11 protein-coding genes are annotated in these 18,123 nt (G+C 61.3%); 1 reads left to right on the top strand and 10 read right to left on the bottom strand.

Annotation, left to right across the window (positions count from 1 at the left end; genetic code table 11):
* Positions 1-152 precede the first annotated feature (152 nt).
* From ANTHELSMS3_RS03840 to ANTHELSMS3_RS03795, 10 genes are all read right to left on the bottom strand, one after another.
* Positions 153-1,790, bottom strand: coding sequence for an alpha-D-glucose phosphate-specific phosphoglucomutase (locus ANTHELSMS3_RS03840; protein ID WP_094033721.1), 1,638 nt, complete (start codon positions 1,788-1,790; stop codon positions 153-155).
* Positions 1,787-3,775 carry a 4-alpha-glucanotransferase gene (malQ, locus tag ANTHELSMS3_RS03835; RefSeq protein ID WP_094033720.1) on the bottom strand — a complete coding sequence of 663 codons (1,989 nt, stop codon included), beginning with the start codon at positions 3,773-3,775 and terminating at the stop codon, positions 1,787-1,789. The genes ANTHELSMS3_RS03840 and malQ overlap by 4 nt, the downstream gene beginning before the upstream one ends.
* Positions 3,772-5,877 (bottom strand): glycogen debranching protein GlgX, encoded by a 2,106-nt coding sequence (gene glgX, locus ANTHELSMS3_RS03830; protein WP_094033719.1) that lies wholly within the window; start codon positions 5,875-5,877, stop codon positions 3,772-3,774. The genes malQ and glgX overlap by 4 nt, the downstream gene beginning before the upstream one ends.
* Complete coding sequence (gene glgA / locus ANTHELSMS3_RS03825) at positions 5,874-7,310, bottom strand: glycogen synthase GlgA (RefSeq protein WP_094033718.1); 1,437 nt, start codon at positions 7,308-7,310, stop codon at positions 5,874-5,876. The genes glgX and glgA overlap by 4 nt, the downstream gene beginning before the upstream one ends.
* A 1-nt stretch (position 7,311) precedes the next feature.
* The gene (gene glgC / locus ANTHELSMS3_RS03820; protein WP_094033717.1) at positions 7,312-8,571 is read right to left on the bottom strand and encodes a glucose-1-phosphate adenylyltransferase; all 1,260 of its coding nucleotides are present in this window, start codon (positions 8,569-8,571) and stop codon (positions 7,312-7,314) included.
* A 29-nt stretch (positions 8,572-8,600) separates the two neighbouring features.
* Positions 8,601-10,811: a 1,4-alpha-glucan branching protein GlgB gene (glgB, locus tag ANTHELSMS3_RS03815; RefSeq protein ID WP_094033716.1), complete on the bottom strand. Its 2,211-nt coding sequence runs from the start codon at positions 10,809-10,811 to the stop codon at positions 8,601-8,603.
* Complete coding sequence (locus tag ANTHELSMS3_RS03810; RefSeq protein ID WP_094033715.1) at positions 10,808-13,186, bottom strand: glycogen/starch/alpha-glucan phosphorylase; 2,379 nt, start codon at positions 13,184-13,186, stop codon at positions 10,808-10,810. Before ANTHELSMS3_RS03810 ends, glgB begins: the two co-directional genes overlap by 4 nt.
* Before the next feature lie 206 nt (positions 13,187-13,392).
* Positions 13,393-14,220, bottom strand: coding sequence for an ATP-binding cassette domain-containing protein (locus ANTHELSMS3_RS03805; protein WP_094033714.1), 828 nt, complete (start codon positions 14,218-14,220; stop codon positions 13,393-13,395).
* Complete coding sequence (locus ANTHELSMS3_RS03800) at positions 14,196-15,266, bottom strand: ABC transporter permease (protein ID WP_094033713.1); 1,071 nt, start codon at positions 15,264-15,266, stop codon at positions 14,196-14,198. The genes ANTHELSMS3_RS03805 and ANTHELSMS3_RS03800 overlap by 25 nt, the downstream gene beginning before the upstream one ends.
* 133 nt (positions 15,267-15,399) lie before the next feature.
* Positions 15,400-16,425, bottom strand: coding sequence for a sugar ABC transporter substrate-binding protein (locus ANTHELSMS3_RS03795; protein WP_094033712.1), 1,026 nt, complete (start codon positions 16,423-16,425; stop codon positions 15,400-15,402).
* Positions 16,426-16,638: 213 nt separating this feature from the next.
* Here ANTHELSMS3_RS03795 and ANTHELSMS3_RS03790 point away from each other — a divergent pair, with 213 nt between their 5' ends.
* Positions 16,639-17,859: an ROK family transcriptional regulator gene (locus ANTHELSMS3_RS03790; RefSeq protein WP_094033711.1), complete on the top strand. Its 1,221-nt coding sequence runs from the start codon at positions 16,639-16,641 to the stop codon at positions 17,857-17,859.
* The last annotated feature ends 264 nt before the right edge of the window (positions 17,860-18,123 follow it).

Raw genomic sequence — 18,123 nt, 5'->3', positions numbered from 1 at the left:
GTTGTCGAAAGCACGATGGGCGCTGAGGCTGGACCCCAGCGCGCCGCTGTTAAATGGCGTATAGGCGAGCGGGGTGGGGGACGCAAGCAGATTCGCGCGGCACCCGCTACACATGTCTCCTTGCATACGGTGTGTATGCCGTTTTCAGCTTTTCAGGTCATCACATCCGGCGCGTCCCGCCCGGTGCGTTCGGACAGACCCGTCAGCGCGTTCACAGCCTTGGCCAGATCACTCAGAGCGGCCTGAGTTTCGCCCTCCAGATCGCCGTTCGCGGGTTCATAGCGTTCCAGATAAACCCGGACCGTTGCGCCCTCTGTGCCGGTGCCGGACAGGCGAATCACCGCGCGGCTGTCATCGGCAAACAGCAGACGCAGGCCCTGATTGTTGCTGACCGACCCATCCACCGGATCGGTGTAGGAAAACTGGTCGGCGGCGGCGATGGTCTTGGGCGGATCGCCGACCTCTGTTCCGGGCAGATCGCCCAGACGGGCGTTCATATCCGCCATCATCGCCTCCGCGGCGGCGGCATCGACGGCCTCATAATCATGCCGGGAATAATAGTCGCGACCGTAGGTCTGCCAATGGTCATTCAGGATATCTTTTACGGAAACCTTGCGCTCCGCCAATATGTTCAGCCACAAGAGCACCGCCCATAGCCCGTCTTTCTCGCGAACATGGTCGCTGCCTGTTCCGGCACTTTCTTCCCCGCACAGCGTGGCCTTGCCAGCGTCCAGCAGGTTGCCAAAGAACTTCCACCCCGTGGGTGTCTCAAAGCTGGCGATGCCCAGCTTTTCCGCCACCCGGTCCGCTGCGCGGCTGGTCGGCATCGACCGTGCCACGCCCGCCAGATCGCGTTTGTAGCCAGGGGCCAGATGCGCATTTGCCGCCAGCACTGCCAGACTGTCAGATGGGGTCACATAGACGCCTTTGCCCAGAATCATGTTGCGGTCGCCGTCCCCGTCTGAGGCGGCGGCAAAATCCGGGCCGTCGTCCGACATGACCAGATCGACCAGCGGTTTGGCCCAGATTGGGTTCGGATCGGGGTGCCCCTTGCCGAAATCCACCGACGGCGTGCCGTTCATTACCGTCCCTTTTGGTGCGCCCAGCATTCCTTCGAGGATCGCGGTGGCATAGGGGCCAGTGACCGCGTGCATCGCGTCGAACCGCAGGGTAAAGCCGCCTGCGATCAGGTCTGAAATCGCCTTGAAGTCAAAGAGTTCCTTCATGAGCGCGGCATAGTCCGTCACCGGGTCCACGATCTCGACCGTCATGTCGCCCAGCGCCACCTCGCCCAATGCGGACAGGTCCAGATCCGCGCTGTCCAGCGTAGTATACTCAGACACTGTCTTGGTCTGCTCGAACATGGCTGCAGTCACGCCCTCGGGAGCCGGTCCACCGTTCGAGATGTTGTATTTCAGCCCGAAATCCGCGTCGATCCCACCGGGATTGTGGCTGGCTGACAGGATCAGCCCACCGTTGGCCTTGCGCTGTCGGATCAGGTTCGACGCGGCTGGCGTGGACAGCAGCCCGTTCTGACCGACGATGCAACGTGCCGCGCCTTGTGCTGCGGCCATACGCAGGATGGTCTGGATTGCCTCGGCATTAAAGAACCGACCGTCGCCGCCAACCACAAAGGTCTTTCCTGCAACTCCCTCGATGGCGTTGAAGATCGACTGCACAAAGGCCTCAAGATAACCCTTTTGCATGAAAACACGGGTCTTTTTGCGCAGACCGGAGGTGCCGGGCTTTTGCCCGTCAAAGGGCGTCAGGGCGCGCGTGATAGGCGTCATTGGGTCGGTCCTTTCTGATCGGTCCCGCTGCGGTCTGCGGGCATGAAAGCGCGGATACGGTCAGCGGGCAATGCCTCAGATAGCCGTTCGACAGTGACGGGATTCCGACGGCGCCAGTTTGGGTGCTGGTCAACGGTGCCAGGCAGGTTCTGTGCCTCCAGTCCACCCAGCAGGTCGTCGAGCTGTAGCGCCACCAACGCCGAGGGCGCGGTACACAGTTTCGCCTGAACAGACGCGGCAATCGTTTCTGGAGTGGCGAGTGGCGGCAGGTCGCACATGGCGCGCAAACCTTGGCGTTGCCGCGCGCGCAGGTCGTGCCGCGCGCTGGTCTCTCCGCCCGACAGCCACCCCATGCGTTGCCACCATGCGATGTCCTGCCCGTACCAGAACCCCTTTATCGTTGGCGTGTCATGGGTGCCGAAACAGGCCAGCGCAAAGGGTCGCAGATCGCGCGGCGGGCACAGTTGCCCGTCGCCGGGCGTCTCATATTGCCAGACTGCATAACTGAGCAGGCCCGCGCCGTTCAGCTTTTCACGGAAGCCGTCGGGCACAAGGCCCAGATCCTCCCCCACCACAACACAGCGCGCCTGCGCCGCCTCGATTGCGATGACGGCCAGCAGGCTGTCAAACGGCTGTGAGACATAGCCGCCGGGGCTGCCGTCGTCAGGAATCCAGAAACTGCGCAGCAGGCCCAGTGCGTGATCCACCCGCAGGATACCCGCCTTGGCCATCAGCTTGCGCAGCATGGCGCGCAGCGGTTTGTACTGCGCCGCGCGCAGCCGCGCGGGCGCATGGGCAGCCAGGTTCCAGGACTGGCCTTCGGGATTTAGATGATCCGGTGGCGCTCCGATGGAAACGCCTTGCGCGATGGTATCGCGGTGCATCCACACCTCGGCCCCGCCGGGACGCGCGCCCACGGCAAGATCAAGGTACAGGCCAAAATCCATCCCCGCGTCCAGCGCAGCCGCCTGCGCGGTGTCGATCTGCCTTTCAGCCCGCCATTGCAGCCATTGGTGGAACCCCACATCCGCCGAGGCCGCCCGCGCCGCCTCTGCGCCCGGTTTGCGCAGGGCCTCGGGCCACTTGCGGAAATCCTCACCATGGGTCGCGCTCAGCGCCTCAAACTGCGCAAAGGTGTCCAGCACCGGGCCGCCTTGGGCACGAAACACCTGAAATGCCTTCCGCTCAGGTGCGGGTGTGGCGTCAAACCGGGCGTATTCTGCGCGCAGCGCGGCGCGCTGGCGGCGACGAAAGGTGGGGTAATCGACCAGATCGCCCTTGGGGGTGGGGCCTAGGCCGGCTCGCGGCGCAATGTGATCGGTGCTGAAAAAACCCCGGTGCGTCGGCGAATAGGGGCTGATCATTTCGTCCGCGGCCCAGCCCAGGGCGTGGATCGGATTCAGACCAAAGAATTGTGCTCCGCATTTGGCCAAGGCCCGCAGGGCGGCGGGCAGATCGGCGTAGCTGCCAAGGCCGCCATTGTGCCCCGACCGCAGCCCGTACAGCGTGCCGCAAACTCCCCAACCTTTGGCGCGTCCGGTCACATCCGGCACGGTTGGCGCATGTTGCGGCGCGGACAGCACCAGCGATTCGGTCCGGCGGTCCGGCGTTGCGGCGTGCAGGGTGAAATACCCGACCGGCAATGGGTCAAGGTCGATGCTGTTCCCGGCGCGCCCGGCCATCACCTCGGCACCGCTTTCGTCCAACACCATCCAGTCGCAGGGGGCCGAAACCGGCAAGGAGACGCGCGTGCCTGCGGTGGCGATGATCTCGTCCGGGACATGGGCCTCATCCCGGTGCGCCTGACTTTCGGCCAGCGTCTCTATAACAGCGGCCTCAGTTGAGGCGTCGACTCCCATGCCGCCTAGAAGCGCTCGCAGCGTGTCGGGTGATGCGCCATGCTCTGCCCCCTGAAGGTCGTGGAACCCAAGGTGGACACCGTAGGCCCGCGCCAATTGGCGCAATGCGTCGTCGGGGGCGATCATGTCTGGCTCTCCGGAAAGCGGACAAAGCCCGCGACACTGAACGCGGCGACCGTCACGGTCGCCTCGGTGATCTCTATCGGCGTCTGCGCCGCAGTCGAGGTGTCGATCTCACGCCGCCAATTGCCCGCTTCTGGCGTCGGCAGTTGCAGCGTCTGAGGCGCGCCTTCACGGTTGAAGACCAGCAAGACTTCTTCGGCATCAGCGCAACTCGCCGGGCTTTCGGCGCACCCACGCAGCAGTAGGCAAAGGCTGGACAGGCCCGGATCGCGCCAGTTCAACGCGCTGCCGTCAAAGGCGCGCCACTCGACATCGGGCTGGCTGTCCGTACGCTCTACCCCATGCAGGAACCGCGACTGGCGCAGCGCTCCATGGTCCTTGCGAAAGCGAGACAGGGCCTCCGTGAACGCGATCTGGTCCGTATCCATCGTGTCCCAGTCCAGCCAGCTGATCTCATTGTCCTGGCAATAGGCATTGTTGTTGCCGCCCTGACTGTTGCCGCCTTCGTCGCCGGCAAGGATCATCGGTGTGCCCTGCGACAGCAGTACTGTGGCCAGCATGTTGCGGCGGCGCTGTTGGCGGGCGGCAAGGATGTCGGCGTCATCGGTTTCACCCTCAACCCCGAAATTGTCGGAATGATTGGCGTGGTGCCCGTCCCGGTTGCCCTCGCCGTTGGCGTGGTTGTGCCGCAGCGCGTAAGACGTGACATCGGCCAGCGTGAACCCGTCATGCGCGGCGGCAAAGTTGACAGAGGACCAAGCGCGCCGCCCACGGGTGTCAAACAGGTCGGCGGTGCCCAACAGGGCAGAGCCAAGATCCTGCGCCGCATGGCCATCGCCGCGCCAGAACCGCCGCAGCGTGTCCCGAAAACGGTCGTTCCATTCGGCAAATTCCGGTGGAAACTGCCCAAGGCGGTAACCACCGGGGCCCAGATCCCAAGGTTCTGCGATTAGTTTGACCTGACTCAGCACCGGATCTTGGCGCAGTGCATCCATGAAACCGCCATGCCGGTCAAACCCGTGTTTTTCCCGTCCGATGGTGGTGGCAAGATCAAACCGAAAGCCGTCCGCGCCCATGCATTCCACCCAGAAACGCAGGCTGTCCAGTACCATCCGCAGGACAAAGGGGTGCTGTACGTTCAACGTGTTGCCGGTGCCGGTGTCGTTGACGTAAAATCGCGGTTGCCCCTCGACCAGCCGGTAGTAGGACGCATTGTCGAGCCCGCGAAAACCAAAGGTTGGCCCCAGATGATCGCCCTCGGCGGAGTGGTTGTAGACCACGTCAAGGATCACCTCGATCCCGGCGTTGTGGAACCGCTCGACCATCGTGCGGAACCCGGCGACACCTGCGGGGCCAAGGTAGCGCGGTTCAGGCGCAAAAAAGGCGGCAGTGTTGTAGCCCCAGTGATTTACCAACCCGCGCGCGGTCAGCGCGTTCTCAGACCGGATCGCCTGCACCGGCAACAGCTCCACCGTGGTGATGCCAAGACGGGTGAGATGATCCAGCATCGGCTGCGAGGCCAACCCCTCATAGGTGCCGCGCAGATCCTTGGGCACATCGGGGTGGCGGATCGTGCTGCCTTTGACGTGGGCCTCGTAGATCAGTGTGCCGTCCCAGCCGCGTTTCAATCCCTTGGCATCGGGCGGAAAATCGGCAGGATCCCAGACAACGGCCTTGGGGACGTGCGGCGCGCTGTCGGAGGTGCTGAACGACAGATCCCCTTCGCTGGTGCCGACGGCATAGCCAAAGGTTTCGGGATTGGTGGTGAAGTTGCCGTGCAAGATCCGCGCGTAGGGATCAAGCAATAGCTTGTTGGGATTAAATCGATGGCCGCGCTCGGGCGCGAAGGGGCCATGAACCCGGTATCCATATAGCGCGCCGGGCCGCAGTTCGGGGACGTAGCCATGCCAGACCGCACCGCTGCGTTCGGGCAGGGGCAGGCGTTGCAGCTCGGTCTTGCCGTCAGGCGAAAATAGGCAGAGGTCCACCTGATGGGCATGGTCGGAAAACAGCGCGAAATTCGTGCCTTCGCCGTCAAAGACCGCGCCCAGAGGGGTGGATCTGCCAGAGGAGATCCGGTGGGGGCCGCGGGCCGTCGAATTCATGCGATCAGTGTCTCGTACATCTGGACATATTTGCGGGCCGAGTTTTCCCAGCCCACGGGTTGCCGCATCGCTGCGGTCTGCATTTTTTGCCAAAGCGTGCGGTTCCTGTAGGCGTCAAACACGCGGTCAAGGACCGCACCGATTCCGTCCACAGACACGTCGTCAAAGACAAACCCGGTTGCCACCTCGGCGGCAAGAGCCGCGTGGTTGGCGTCGATCACCGTATCGGCCAATCCGCCGGTCCGCGCAACCACCGGCAGGGTGCCATAGCGCAATCCATACAGTTGCGTCAGACCGCAGGGTTCAAACCGCGATGGGATCAGGATGGCATCCGCGCCTGCCTGTATCAGATGCGAAAATGCCTCGTCATAGCCGATGTGAACGCCGATCCGGCCCGGAAACCGTTTGGCGGCCTGTTGAAAGGCCTGCTCCAGTATCGGATCGCCCGATCCCAGCAGCGCCAGTTGTCCGCCGCCCTCAATCAGTCCGGGCAGCGCACCGGCCAGCGCATCCAGCCCCTTTTGTAGGGTCAACCGGCTGACGACGCAGAACAACGGGCCATCGTGGTCCGGGTCTAGGTCCAGCCGTTTTGCCACCTCGGCCCGGTTCTTGGCTTTGGCGGTCAGCGTTTTCACGCCATAGGGCGCGGCCAACGCGGGGTCCGTCTTCGGGTTCCAGGCGTCCAGATCTATACCGTTCAGGATGCCGGACAGTGCATTGGCACGCTTGTTGAGCACGCCATCCAGACCCATGCCGAATTTAGGTGTCAGGATCTCACGCGCGTAGGTTGGGCTGACGGTCGTGATTTGGTCGGCATAGACCAGCGCGGCCTTCAGAAAACTCACGTCGCCATAGTATTCCAGCCCGTCGGGATGAAACCAGTCGCTGCTCAGTTGCAGATCGCCCATGACATGTGGACCGAACCGGCCCTGAAAGGCGATGTTGTGTATCGTGATGATAGATGCGGGCGGCGTGCGCCCGTCCTGCCGCAGGTAGACCGGCGTCAGCCCGGCCTGCCAGTCATGGGCATGAACAACATCCGGCACCCATCCGGACAACCCGTCAAAGCTGATCCGCGCGGCGGCCTGCGCCAGAGCCGCGAACCGGATGTGATTGTCCGTCCAGTCCTTGCCATCGGGGCCGGTGTAGGGGGCGCCGGGACGATCAAACAGTTGGGGCGCGTCCAGCAGCAACAGATTTACGCCCTCTGCTGTGATCTCGACCAGCCGACCAGAGCCGCCGGGCAGATCACCAAAGCTGGCCACTTCCTTGCCCTGTGCCAGCAGCGGGAACAGGGCGGGGTAAGCGGGCAAGACGGTCTTGACCTCGACCCCCAGCGCCGCCAGTGCGCTTGGCAGAGCACCCGCCACATCGGCGAGGCCCCCCGTCTTGACGAAGGGTGCGCATTCCGAGGTGACCATCAGCACCTTCATGTCACAACTCCAGCTTGTGTATCATCTCGTTCGTGATCAGGCAGACGCCGTTTTCTGTTCGGCGGAACCGCTTGGCGTCCAGTTCGGCATCTTCACCGACGATCAAACCTTCGGGAATCTTGACCCCCCGGTCGATGATAGCGTTCTTGATGCTGGCGTGGCGGCCGACCTCTGCGTAGGGCAGGGCAACGACGCCCTCAAGTTGTGCATAAGAATGCGTTTTGACCCCGGTGAACATCAGGCAGCGTTCCAGTGATGACCCCGAGATGATGCATCCACCCGACACCATCGAGGACACGGCCAGCCCGCGCCGCCCCTCTTCGTTGTGGATGAACTTGGCCGGGGCGGTCAGTTCGGAATAGGTCCAGATCGGCCAGTTGGTGGCGTAGATATCCAGTTCCGGCTCAAAATCCGTCAGGTCGATGTTGGCCTGCCAATAGGCGTCCAGTGTGCCGACATCGCGCCAGTAGGGCTTTTTCTCCAGCCCGGACATGACGCAGGAGCGGCCAAAGGGATGCGCCACAGCATCCCCTGTGGCCACTAGGCCGGGGATGATGTCCTTGCCGAAATCATGGGACGAGTCGGGGTTCCTTGCATCGGCTTCCAGCAGATCGCACAGGAATTCGGTCTCGAAGACATAGATGCCCATTGATGCCAGAGAGCGGGTCGGATCGCCGGGCATGGTGGGCGGTTCGGCCGGTTTTTCGACGAACTCCAGGATCTTGTCGGTCTCGTCTACTGCCATAACGCCAAAGCCCTTGGCCTCTTCGCGCGGCACCTCGATACAGCCCACGGTCACCTTGGCACCCGAACTGACATGCTGTTCGATCATGAACGAATAATCCTGCTTGTAGATATGGTCCCCTGCCAGGATCAGGATGTATTTCGGACCGTATCCCCGAATGATCGAAACGTTTTGCGTCACCGCGTCGGCGGTGCCCTTGTACCAGTTCTCTTCGTCCAGTTGCTGTGACGCGGGTAGGATATCCAGCCCCTCGTTGCGTTCGGCCCGGAAAAAGGACCAGCCGCGTTGCAGGTGGCGGATCAGACTGTGCGCCTTGTACTGGGTCGCAACGCCAATTCGGCGAATGCCGGAGTTGACCGCATTGGACAGCGCAAAGTCGATGATCCGTGTCTTGCCACCGAAATAGACCGCAGGCTTTGCCCGAATATCGGTCATTTCCTTGAGGCGCGACCCGCGCCCACCCGCAAGGACATAGGCCATCGTTTGCTGGGCCAGCGTGAACCTGTCGTTGTGCATGTGATCCTCCCCCGTGATCAGGTGTCTGTTTATTCCACTGCGGACAGTTTGAAGAACACCGTCGCCAGAGGCGGTACGGTTATCTTGATCGAATGGTCGCAGCCGTGTGAGGCCTCCGGGTCGGCGGTGACACCGCCGCCGTTGACCTGTCCGCTGCCGCCGTAAACCGGCGCGTCGGTGTTCAGGCGCTCCTGCCAGTGACCTGCGGCTGGCACGCCGATCCGGTAGTCCGTGCGCGTGACAGGTGTGAAATTAGACACCACCAGAACCGGCGCCTCACCATCCTCACCCAAACGGACCCAGGCAAAGATCGAGTCTGCCGCGTTGCCGCCGTCGATCCAGCGAAAGCCTTCGGCCTTGCTGTCCAACTGATGCAGCGCGGGCGTCTCACGATAAAGGCCGTTCAGATCCCGCACGAGGCTTTGCATGCCCTTGTGCCGGTCGTCGTCCAGCAGGTGCCAGTCCAGACTCTGGTTGTGGTTCCACTCTTCGGGCTGTGCAAATTCGCAGCCCATGAACAACAGCTTCTTGCCCGGATGGCCGAACATGAAGCCAAAATAGGCGCGCAGGTTGGCAAAGCGCTGCCAGTCGTCGCCCGGCATCCGTCCCAACAACGATCCCTTGCCGTGTACCACTTCGTCATGGCTGATCGGCAGCACAAAGTTTTCGGTAAAGGCGTAGTGCAGACCAAAGGTCATCTTGTCGTGATGGTATTTCCGGTTGATCGGATCCTCGGACATGTAACGCAGAGTGTCGTTCATCCAGCCCATGTTCCACTTGAACCCAAAACCAAGCCCGTCATGGGATGTTGGCGCGCTGACACCGGGAAAGGCGGTGCTTTCCTCGGCTAGCGTCATCACGTCGGGATGCATGCCGTAGACCTGTTCGTTCATGCGCCGCAGGAAGGAAATCGCCTCAAGGTTCTCGCGGCCGCCGTGTTCATTGGGCACCCATTCGCCCTCTTTGCGGGAATAGTCGCGGTACAACATCGAGGCGACCGCATCCACGCGCAGCCCGTCGATGTGGAATTCTTCCAGCCAGTAGCGGGCGTTGGCGATCAGAAAGTTGGACACTTCGGAACGGCCATAGTTGTAGACCAGCGTGTTCCAGTCCGGGTGAAACCCTTCTTTCGGATCGCTGTGCTCATACAGGGCGGTGCCGTCAAACTGTGCAAGGCCATGTGCGTCGGTCGGGAAATGGCCCGGCACCCAGTCGATGATCAGGCCCAGCCCGGCCTCATGGGTTGCCTCGACCAGCGCACGGAAGTCGTCCGGCGAGCCAAACCGCGACGTGGGCGCATATAGGCCAACGGGTTGATAGCCCCACGAACCGCCAAAGGGATGCTCAGAGACTGGCGTCAGTTCGATGTGGGTAAACCCCATGTCGGCGGCGTAACGGACCAGTTGGTCTGCCATTTCGCGGTAGCTCAGCGACCGGTTGCCGTCCTCGGGGACGCGCCGCCAGCTTTCCAAATGGACCTCATAGATCGAGACCGGCTGATCGATACGGTGTTTTTGCCAGCGGGTCGCCATCCATGCGTGGTCCTGCCAGCCGAATTGGGTCAGGTCGCGCACGACAGAGGCGGTGAGAGGCGGCACCTCGGACCCAAATCCAACCGGATCGGCCTTGAGAGGCAAAAGCTGTCCGTTGGCGTCCAGAAGTTCGTATTTGTAGACTGCGCCTTCGCTCACACCGGGGACAAAGATTTCCCAGATGCCGGTATCGCCGCGGCGGCGCATGGCATGGCGTCGCCCGTCCCAGTCGTTGAAACTGCCGACAACAGACACGCGTGACGCATTGGGCGCCCAGACCGCAAAATGCACACCCGGCGCACTGCCCAAGGCGGTAAGATGCGCCCCAAGCGCACGCCACAACTGGCCGTGCGTGCCTTCGCCCAGCAGGTATTCGTCCATCTCGCCCAGGATTGGCCCATAGGCGTAGGCGTCTTCCTCTACCCAGGTCGCGTCGGCGTTGGACAGCCGCAATCGATAGTCGAAACGCCCGGAAACGCCCGACAAGATGCCCTCATACAGATCCGGAGCGCCGTCTACCGGAGTAAGTGTCCCCAAGACCAGATCGCTGCCACTGGCCAGCACCTCGACCAGATCCACGTTCGGGCGAAAGACGCGCACCGATTGTGTGCCATCCGGCAAGGTGTGCTGTCCAAGAACCGAAAAAGGGTCGCCGTGGCGGCCTTCGACGATCTGGCGTGCGGTTGATTGGTCTAGGGGGGCTGTCATGCGCTCTGCTCCAATTCGCCATCGATGGCGCTGCCGACATTCCAGATATCGCGCGCGTAACCGCGAATCGTACGGTCCGATGAGAACCAGCCGACACCGGCAGTGTTGTTCAACGCCATTGCAGCCCATGACGACGTTTGAGTAAAGGCTTCGTCGGCGCGGCGCTGCATATCGAAATAAGTGTCGAAATCGCAGGACACGAGGAAATGGTCGTGATCCCACAGATTGCCGACCAGATCGTGGTAGCGGCTGGGCTCCTCTGGTGAGAAACGTCCCTCGGCGATCTGGGCGAGCACCTTTTGCATACGCGGACTTTGTTCGATGGCAGCGCGGGCATAGCCGTGGTGGCTGCGCCGCTCTGTTACTTCGGCGGCGGTCAGGCCAAACAGGAAGAAGTTTTCAGGCCCCACATGGTCACGGATTTCGACGTTGGCACCGTCCAGTGTGCCGATGGTCAGCGCGCCGTTCAGGGCGAACTTCATGTTGCCGGTGCCGGATGCCTCTTTGCCTGCGGTCGAGATCTGTTCGCTGAGGTCCGCCGCCGGGATCAGCATTTCGGCCATCGTCACGTTGTAGTTGGGCGGGTATACGATCTTGAGCAGGTCCTTGGTCACCGGGTCGTTGTTGAGCACGCCAGCAACGTCGTTGATCAGGCGGATGATCTGCTTGGCGACATGGTAGCCCGGTGCCGCCTTTCCCCCAAAGATTTTGACGCGCGGAGTCCAGTTGCCGTTCGGGTTGGCGTGAATCTCATTCCAGAACGCGATGGTTTCCAGGATGTTCATCAACTGGCGTTTGTATTCGTGGATGCGCTTGATCTGCACGTCGAACATGGCATCGGGGTCGATGGCGATGCCGCAGTGTTCCTGAACCCAGTTCGACAGGCGTTCCTTGTTAACGCGCTTGGCCGCCATGAACTCCTGCAAAAAGCCATGATCACCACTGCGGTCCCGAAGCCGGCTGAGCTGGTCCAGATCTGCGGGCCAGGCATCGCCGATCTCACGCGTGATGAGTTTCGACAGGGCGGGGTTGCATTCATACAGCCAGCGGCGCGGCGTGATGCCGTTAGTCTGGTTCACGATGCGGTTCGGGTGGATGCGGTGCAGATCGGCAAAGACGGTCGATTTGACCAAATCGGTATGCAGAGCCGAGACGCCGTTGACCTTATGCGCCATGATAAACGCAAGCTCACCCATGTTGACGTTGCCGTGGTCAAGGATGCGTGGGCTGTCGGGGTGGTGCGACTGCTGGGAGTCTTCAATCGAACGGATGATTTCCAGATGCCGGGGCAGGACACGGCCCAGCAGCCATTCGGGCCAGCGTTCCAGCGCCTCTGGCAGCAGCGTGTGGTTGGTATAGCCCAGGCAGCGGCGGGCCAGTTCGATTGCCTCCGCCATCTCCAGTCCGTGGATATCGACAAGGATACGGACCAGTTCCGGCCCGGCGATCGCGGGATGCGTGTCGTTCAGCTGGATCGCGGCGGCATCAGGCAGGGCGCGAATGTCGTCATGATCGATAAAGAACCGGCGCAAAAGATCGTGAATCGAGGCGGCGGTAAAGAAATACTCTTGCTTGAGCCGCAGTTCCTTGCCGCTTTCGGTGGTGTCGTCCGGATAAAGGACGCGGCAAATCGTGCGCGCCAGCGCCTCTGACCGGCTGGCAGCCAAATAATCGCCACGGTTAAAGCTGGCGAGGTCGAACTCCTTCTGCGGCCGCGCCGACCACAGGCGCAATGTGTTGCCCCAACGGCCCTGCCAGCCGACAACCGGCGTGTCGAACGCTGTCGCCAGTACGGTTTCATGCGGGTGCCATTTGGCCTTGCCTTCGTGATGCTGCACATGACCGCCAAAACCGATCTTGTAGCTGACTTCCGGGCGTTCGAATTCCCAGGCGTGACGCTGTGCAAGCCAGGTTTCCGGTTTTTCGATCTGCTGGCCTTCGACAAAGTCCTGCTCGAACAGTCCATGTTCATAGCGGATGCCATAGCCCATCGCCGGAATGCCCAGCGTGGCCAGACTGTCCATGAAACAGGCGGCAAGGCGCCCAAGGCCACCGTTGCCAAGGGCTGCGTCGGGTTCGTCATGAACCAGGATGTCATAGTCCTGACCCAGTTCTGTCACGGCGGCGCGTGCTTCGTCCGTAAGGCCGATATTGGCAGCGACGTCCTCGATCAGGCGACCGATGAGGAATTCCATCGAAAGATAGTAGACCCGCTTTTTGTGGCCCGTATAGCTGGCTTTGGTGCTTTGATACCAGGAGTCTACCATTCGGTCGCGCAGGCTGAGCGAAAGGGCCATGCGCCAGTCATACAGCGCGGCGTGTTCAGCATCCTTGCCGAGCGAATAGCGCAGATGCGCGAGAATTTCTTCTTTCATAGGGTCGGTCCTGTCCTGTCTATCGGGCCGCGTGACGCGCGCCATCGACCGGTCCTCCCGCTGACCGTGGTGCGCCTGTTATCGCTAACAGTAGTTGTGTGCCAAAGGCTAGACCCGATTTGTGATTAGTGTTTTCGTCTCGTTTGCTGTTGCAAGGTGGTGCCAGTCAAGGGCGGCCCGTCCGAAGGCGGACCGCCGATATAGCGCTATGCTGCGGCCTTGGGCGTAAGCTGTTGCTCTTCAATTGGCGGTGGATCCATCGCGCCGGTCATGATCGCAACCGCATCCGACATCGAGATCTTGGCCGGATCGACCACCGCGTGCCGTTTGCCCAGCCGGTGGATGTGGACGCGGTCCGCCACCTCGAAGACATGCGGCATGTTATGGCTGATCAGAATGATCGGAATGCCCTTTGATCGCACGTCCTGAATCAGTTCCAGCACACGGCGACTTTCCTTGACACCAAGCGCTGCGGTCGGTTCATCCATGATGATGAACTTGCGGGCAAAGGCTGCAGCCCGCGCCACTGCCACGCCCTGACGCTGGCCGCCCGATAGCGTTTCGACCGCTTGATTGATTGATTGGACAGTCATCAGGCCCAGTTCGGTCAGTTTGTCCCGGGCGAACTTTTCCATCGCCTTCTTGTCGAGTTGGCGAAAGACCGTGCCCATAAATCCGGGTTTGCGTAGCTCACGCCCCGCAAACATGTTGTCGGCAATGGATAGCGATGGCGACAGGGCAAGCTGCTGATAGACGATCTCGATCCCCATTTCACGGGCTTGCAGCGGTGAGGTGAAATGCACCGGCTTGCCCTCGATCTTGATCTCGCCTTCGTCGGCCTGAACCGCGCCGCAGATCGCCTTGACGATCGAGGATTTGCCGGCGCCGTTGTCTCCGATCACGGCCAGCACCTCACCCGGGTAAAGGTCAAAATCCGAATGGTCGATGGCGGTGACGTGGCCGTAACGCTTCACGATCCCGCGGCCTTGAACGATGGGTTGCACAGACATTATCCCGAAACCTTTCTGATCCATTGATCGACAGAGACCGCAGCGATGATCAGTACGCCAATCAGCAGGTAGGTCCATTGCGCATCCGCCCCCATCAGGCGCAGACCCAAGGTGAACACGCCGACAATCAGCGCCCCGAACAGCGACCCCAAAACAGAGCCACGCCCACCGAACAGCGAGATGCCCCCGATCACCACGGCGGTGATGGATTCGATGTTGGCCAGTTGCCCCGAGGTCGGAGAGACCGACCCGATGCGCCCGATCAGGGCCCAGCCAGCAAAGGCACAGATCAGGCCAGACAGTGCATAAACGGACACAAGAACCTTGTTCGCCTCCATGCCCGACAGTTCGGCTGCTTCTTTGTCATCGCCTACCGCGTAGACGTGTCGTCCCCACGCCGTTTGCGTCAGCGCATAGGTCAGTACGCCAAAAAGCAACAGCATGAAGATGATACCATAGGTCAGGCGCGCGCTGCCCAATTGCAGGGTTGTACCAAAGAACTGCAGGATCGCGGCATTCTGTTCGATGTCCTGAGAGCGAATGGTTTCGTTTGCTGAATACAGAAAGTTGGCGGCCAGAACGATCTGCCACATGCCCAGCGTCACGATAAAGGGCGGCAGTTTCATCCGGGTGACCAGCAAACCGTTGATCGCGCCGATGCCAGTGCCAACCGCCAGACCGCACATCACCGAGATGAACGGCGGGATGCCATAGCGAAAGGTGAACTGCCCCATCACGACCGAACTCATGACCATGATCGCACCCACAGACAGGTCGATGCCTGCGGTCAGGATCACCAGCGATTGCGCCGCTGCCACGATGCCAACGATCTGAACTTGCTGCAGGATCAAGGTCAGCGCGAAGGGCGAAAAGAACTTGGACCCCAGCAATACGCCAAAGACCACGATGGACATTACAAGGACGATGAGCGGAACAAGGGCTGGATTCGTGTGTAAGGCGTTTTGCACCTTGTGAACAAAACCTTGGGGCTTTTCGAACTCGGCGACCTGATTGGTGGCTGCGGACAACGACGATTCGTAGTCCGACCCCTTCGAGGCAGACTCGGTCATGTGGGATCCTCCCAGATCAAGTATGTGGGTGCGTTCTGTTGCGCGTTTGGAGCCAGCCTAGGCGACAAGGCGGCAACGCGTCCATGACGAAGGGGCGGCTACCGCCCCTTCGCGATTGTTCAGAAGTTCGGCATCAGCCCCAGCAACGCTCCGTACCTTCCTGGACAGAGATCGAGTCGACGCCATCGACCGGCTGGTCAGTGACCAGCGACACGCCGGTGTCGAAGAAGTTCTTGCCTTCACTCGGCTCTGGTTTGACGCCTTCGTCAGCCCATTTCTTGATCGCCTCGATGCCCAGCGACGCCATCAGCAGCGGATACTGCTGAGAGGTCGCGCCGATCACGCCATCGGCCACGTTCATGACGCCCGGGCAGCCACCGTCGACCGACACGATCAGAACATCGTTCTCGCGTCCGATGGATTTCAGCGCCTCATAGGCCCCGGCGGCTGCGGGTTCGTTGATGGTGTAGACCACGTTGATCATTGGGTCCTGCGCCAGCAGGTTCTCCATCGCGCGGCGACCGCCCTCTTCGTTGCCCTGCGTCACGTCGTTGCCGACGATGCGCGGATCGGTTTCATCGCCCCACTTGGTGACATCCATGACGTCAATCCCAAACCCGGTCAGGAACCCCTGATCGCGCAGAACGCCGACGGACGGCTGCGATACGGCCAGATCCAGCATGCCGATCTTGGCGTCGGCGGCAGCATCGCCCAGCTTGCCCGCGGCCCATTTTCCGATCAGTTCGCCCGCCAGAAAGTTGTCGGTGGCAAAGGTCGCGTCGGCAGAGCCGATCGGCTCCAGCGGTGTGTCCAGTGCGATGACAAGGATGCCGGCGTCTCGCGCCTGTTGTACGGCCGGAACGATCGATGAGGTGTCGGAGGCGGTCAGCAGAATGCCCTTGGCCCCATCCGCGATGCAGGTTTCGATGGCCTGAACCTGTGTTTCGTGATCGCCGTCAATCTTTCCGGCAAAGGATTTCAGCTCGATGCCAAGTTCCTCGGCCTTGGCAGTCGCGCCTTCCTTCATCTTTACGAAGAATGGGTTGGTGTCTGTTTTGGTGATCAGGCACGCGCTGATCGAATGGCTGGCGGCGCTTGCGCCGGTTGCCAGGGTGGCGGCGGTCAGGGCAATGGCCGTGCCAGTCAGAAGCGTTTTCATGTTATCCTCCCAAATTCCGCGGGGTCCGACGCGGCAGTTCAAGCGGACCCAAGAGCCGGGATAAACGCCGACCCTCCATCATCCAGAAAGCCGATTCGGGCGGCTTGTGTCAATATAAATCACTTCGCGTTATTTATTATTGACAGTTGACGCCGAAAGAGGAAACCTGACCAGACAGGACGCGCGTCACTCAATGCCTCCGGAAGGAACAACATGGACAGCAACCGGCTAGACGGCGATCCGGTGACCCTGCCGTCAGACAGAGTGCGCGGCTCTAACCAGAGCGGCGTTCGGGCCCATAATGAACGGTTGGTCCTGTCGTTGATCCGGCAATTCGGACCGCTGCCCAAGGCCGAAATCGCCCGCCTGACCGGACTGTCCGCACAAACCGTTTCGGTCATCATGCGCGCGCTTGAAAAAGAAGGCTTGCTGAAAAAGGGCAATCCGGTGCGCGGAAAAGTCGGCCAGCCGTCGGTTCCAATGAGTTTGGCGCGCGATGGCGCGTTCTTTCTGGGACTCAAGGTGGGGCGTCGGTCGCTGGACTTGGTATTGACCGATTTCCACGGCCGCGTCGAAGACCGTGTTCACCTGGCCCATCGCTATCCTACCCCCGACGGCGTGATCGAATTTGCAAACGGTGCGATAACTCATTTGCTTGACCAGCTTTCGCCAGAGCATCGCGCCCGTGTCGCTGGATTGGGCATCTCCATTCCGTTCAGGTTGTGGGACTGGGCCAAGCCGCTTGGCCTGCCCACCGCGGAGATGGAGGCCTGGCGCGACCGCAAGATCGCGGACGAACTTGCCGCAGTCTGGGATTTTCCGGTCTACCTGCGCAATGACGGCTCTGCGGCATGCGGTGCCGAACTGGTCTTTGGCGATCAAAGCAAATCCCGAGATTTCCTTTACTTCTTCGTCGGTTTCTTTGTCGGCGGTGGGTTGGTCATCGACAATACGGTGTTCACCGGACACAGCGGCAACGCGGCGGCCGTGGCGTCGATTCCAATTGGCATCAAGGGGGACAAAGTCAGCCAGTTGGTCGATGTGGCGTCCATATATTCGCTCGAACAGTTGGTGACCGATGCAGGCGGTGACAGCGGGATGATCTGGGACAACCCGGCCCAATGGGTTTTGCCCGACGGCGTTCTGGATGCGTGGATGACCCATGCCGCTGACGGGATTGCCTATGCGATCTTATCCGCATCCTGCCTGATCGACTTTGAAAGCGTGGTGATCGACGGATGGTTGCCGGACACTGTGCGCGCGACATTGGTCGCCCGAACCACGCGTCGCCTGAACGAGATCAGGGTGCCGGGCATCGAAGTGCCGGACCTGCGCGAAGGCAGCATCGGGCGGGATGCGCGCGCGCTTGGTGCGGCTAGCTTGCCATTGTCCGACAAGTTCCTGATCGACCGCAATGCGTTCCTCAAGGGCTGACGCAATACATGTCGAACGGGTTTCGTCTTAGGCTGCGCCTTCCGCGCGTGAGGCGCGCGCTGTACCTAATCTGACCCTTGCGGGCCTGTGCGCCGTGCCAAGAACGGGCAATAGGGAGGGGACGACGCGGACACGCTTGTAGGGGTTCCAGTTGGTGCCGGGGTGATCCGTTGTGCAGTTCGGAGGATGCTGAAAGCGTTTCTGCCGGGGGCGATGTGACTTGCCGACTGTCGAATGCAGTCACTGCCTGATATTGGTGCGGTC

Source organism: Antarctobacter heliothermus (assembly GCF_002237555.1).
GTDB lineage: Bacteria > Pseudomonadota > Alphaproteobacteria > Rhodobacterales > Rhodobacteraceae > Antarctobacter > Antarctobacter heliothermus_B.
Note: the sequence above shows the minus strand (reverse complement) of the source record. Positions and strands in the feature narration are given on the sequence as shown.

Excerpts from the sequence above, each read along its gene's own strand:
- ANTHELSMS3_RS03795 (WP_094033712.1), bottom strand. The coding sequence starts at position 16,425 with ATGAAAACGCTTCTGACTGGCACGGCCATTGCCCTGACCGCCGCCACC.
- ANTHELSMS3_RS03810 (WP_094033715.1), bottom strand. The coding sequence starts at position 13,186 with ATGAAAGAAGAAATTCTCGCGCATCTGCGCTATTCGCTCGGCAAGGAT.
- malQ (WP_094033720.1), bottom strand. The coding sequence starts at position 3,775 with ATGATCGCCCCCGACGACGCATTGCGCCAATTGGCGCGGGCCTACGGT.
- ANTHELSMS3_RS03790 (WP_094033711.1), top strand. The coding sequence starts at position 16,639 with ATGGACAGCAACCGGCTAGACGGCGATCCGGTGACCCTGCCGTCAGAC.
- glgC (WP_094033717.1), bottom strand. The coding sequence starts at position 8,571 with ATGCACAACGACAGGTTCACGCTGGCCCAGCAAACGATGGCCTATGTC.
- ANTHELSMS3_RS03840 (WP_094033721.1), bottom strand. The coding sequence starts at position 1,790 with ATGACGCCTATCACGCGCGCCCTGACGCCCTTTGACGGGCAAAAGCCC.
- glgX (WP_094033719.1), bottom strand. The coding sequence starts at position 5,877 with ATGAATTCGACGGCCCGCGGCCCCCACCGGATCTCCTCTGGCAGATCC.
- glgB (WP_094033716.1), bottom strand. The coding sequence starts at position 10,811 with ATGACAGCCCCCCTAGACCAATCAACCGCACGCCAGATCGTCGAAGGC.
- glgA (WP_094033718.1), bottom strand. The coding sequence starts at position 7,310 with ATGAAGGTGCTGATGGTCACCTCGGAATGCGCACCCTTCGTCAAGACG.
- ANTHELSMS3_RS03805 (WP_094033714.1), bottom strand. The coding sequence starts at position 14,220 with ATGGATCAGAAAGGTTTCGGGATAATGTCTGTGCAACCCATCGTTCAA.
- ANTHELSMS3_RS03800 (WP_094033713.1), bottom strand. The coding sequence starts at position 15,266 with ATGACCGAGTCTGCCTCGAAGGGGTCGGACTACGAATCGTCGTTGTCC.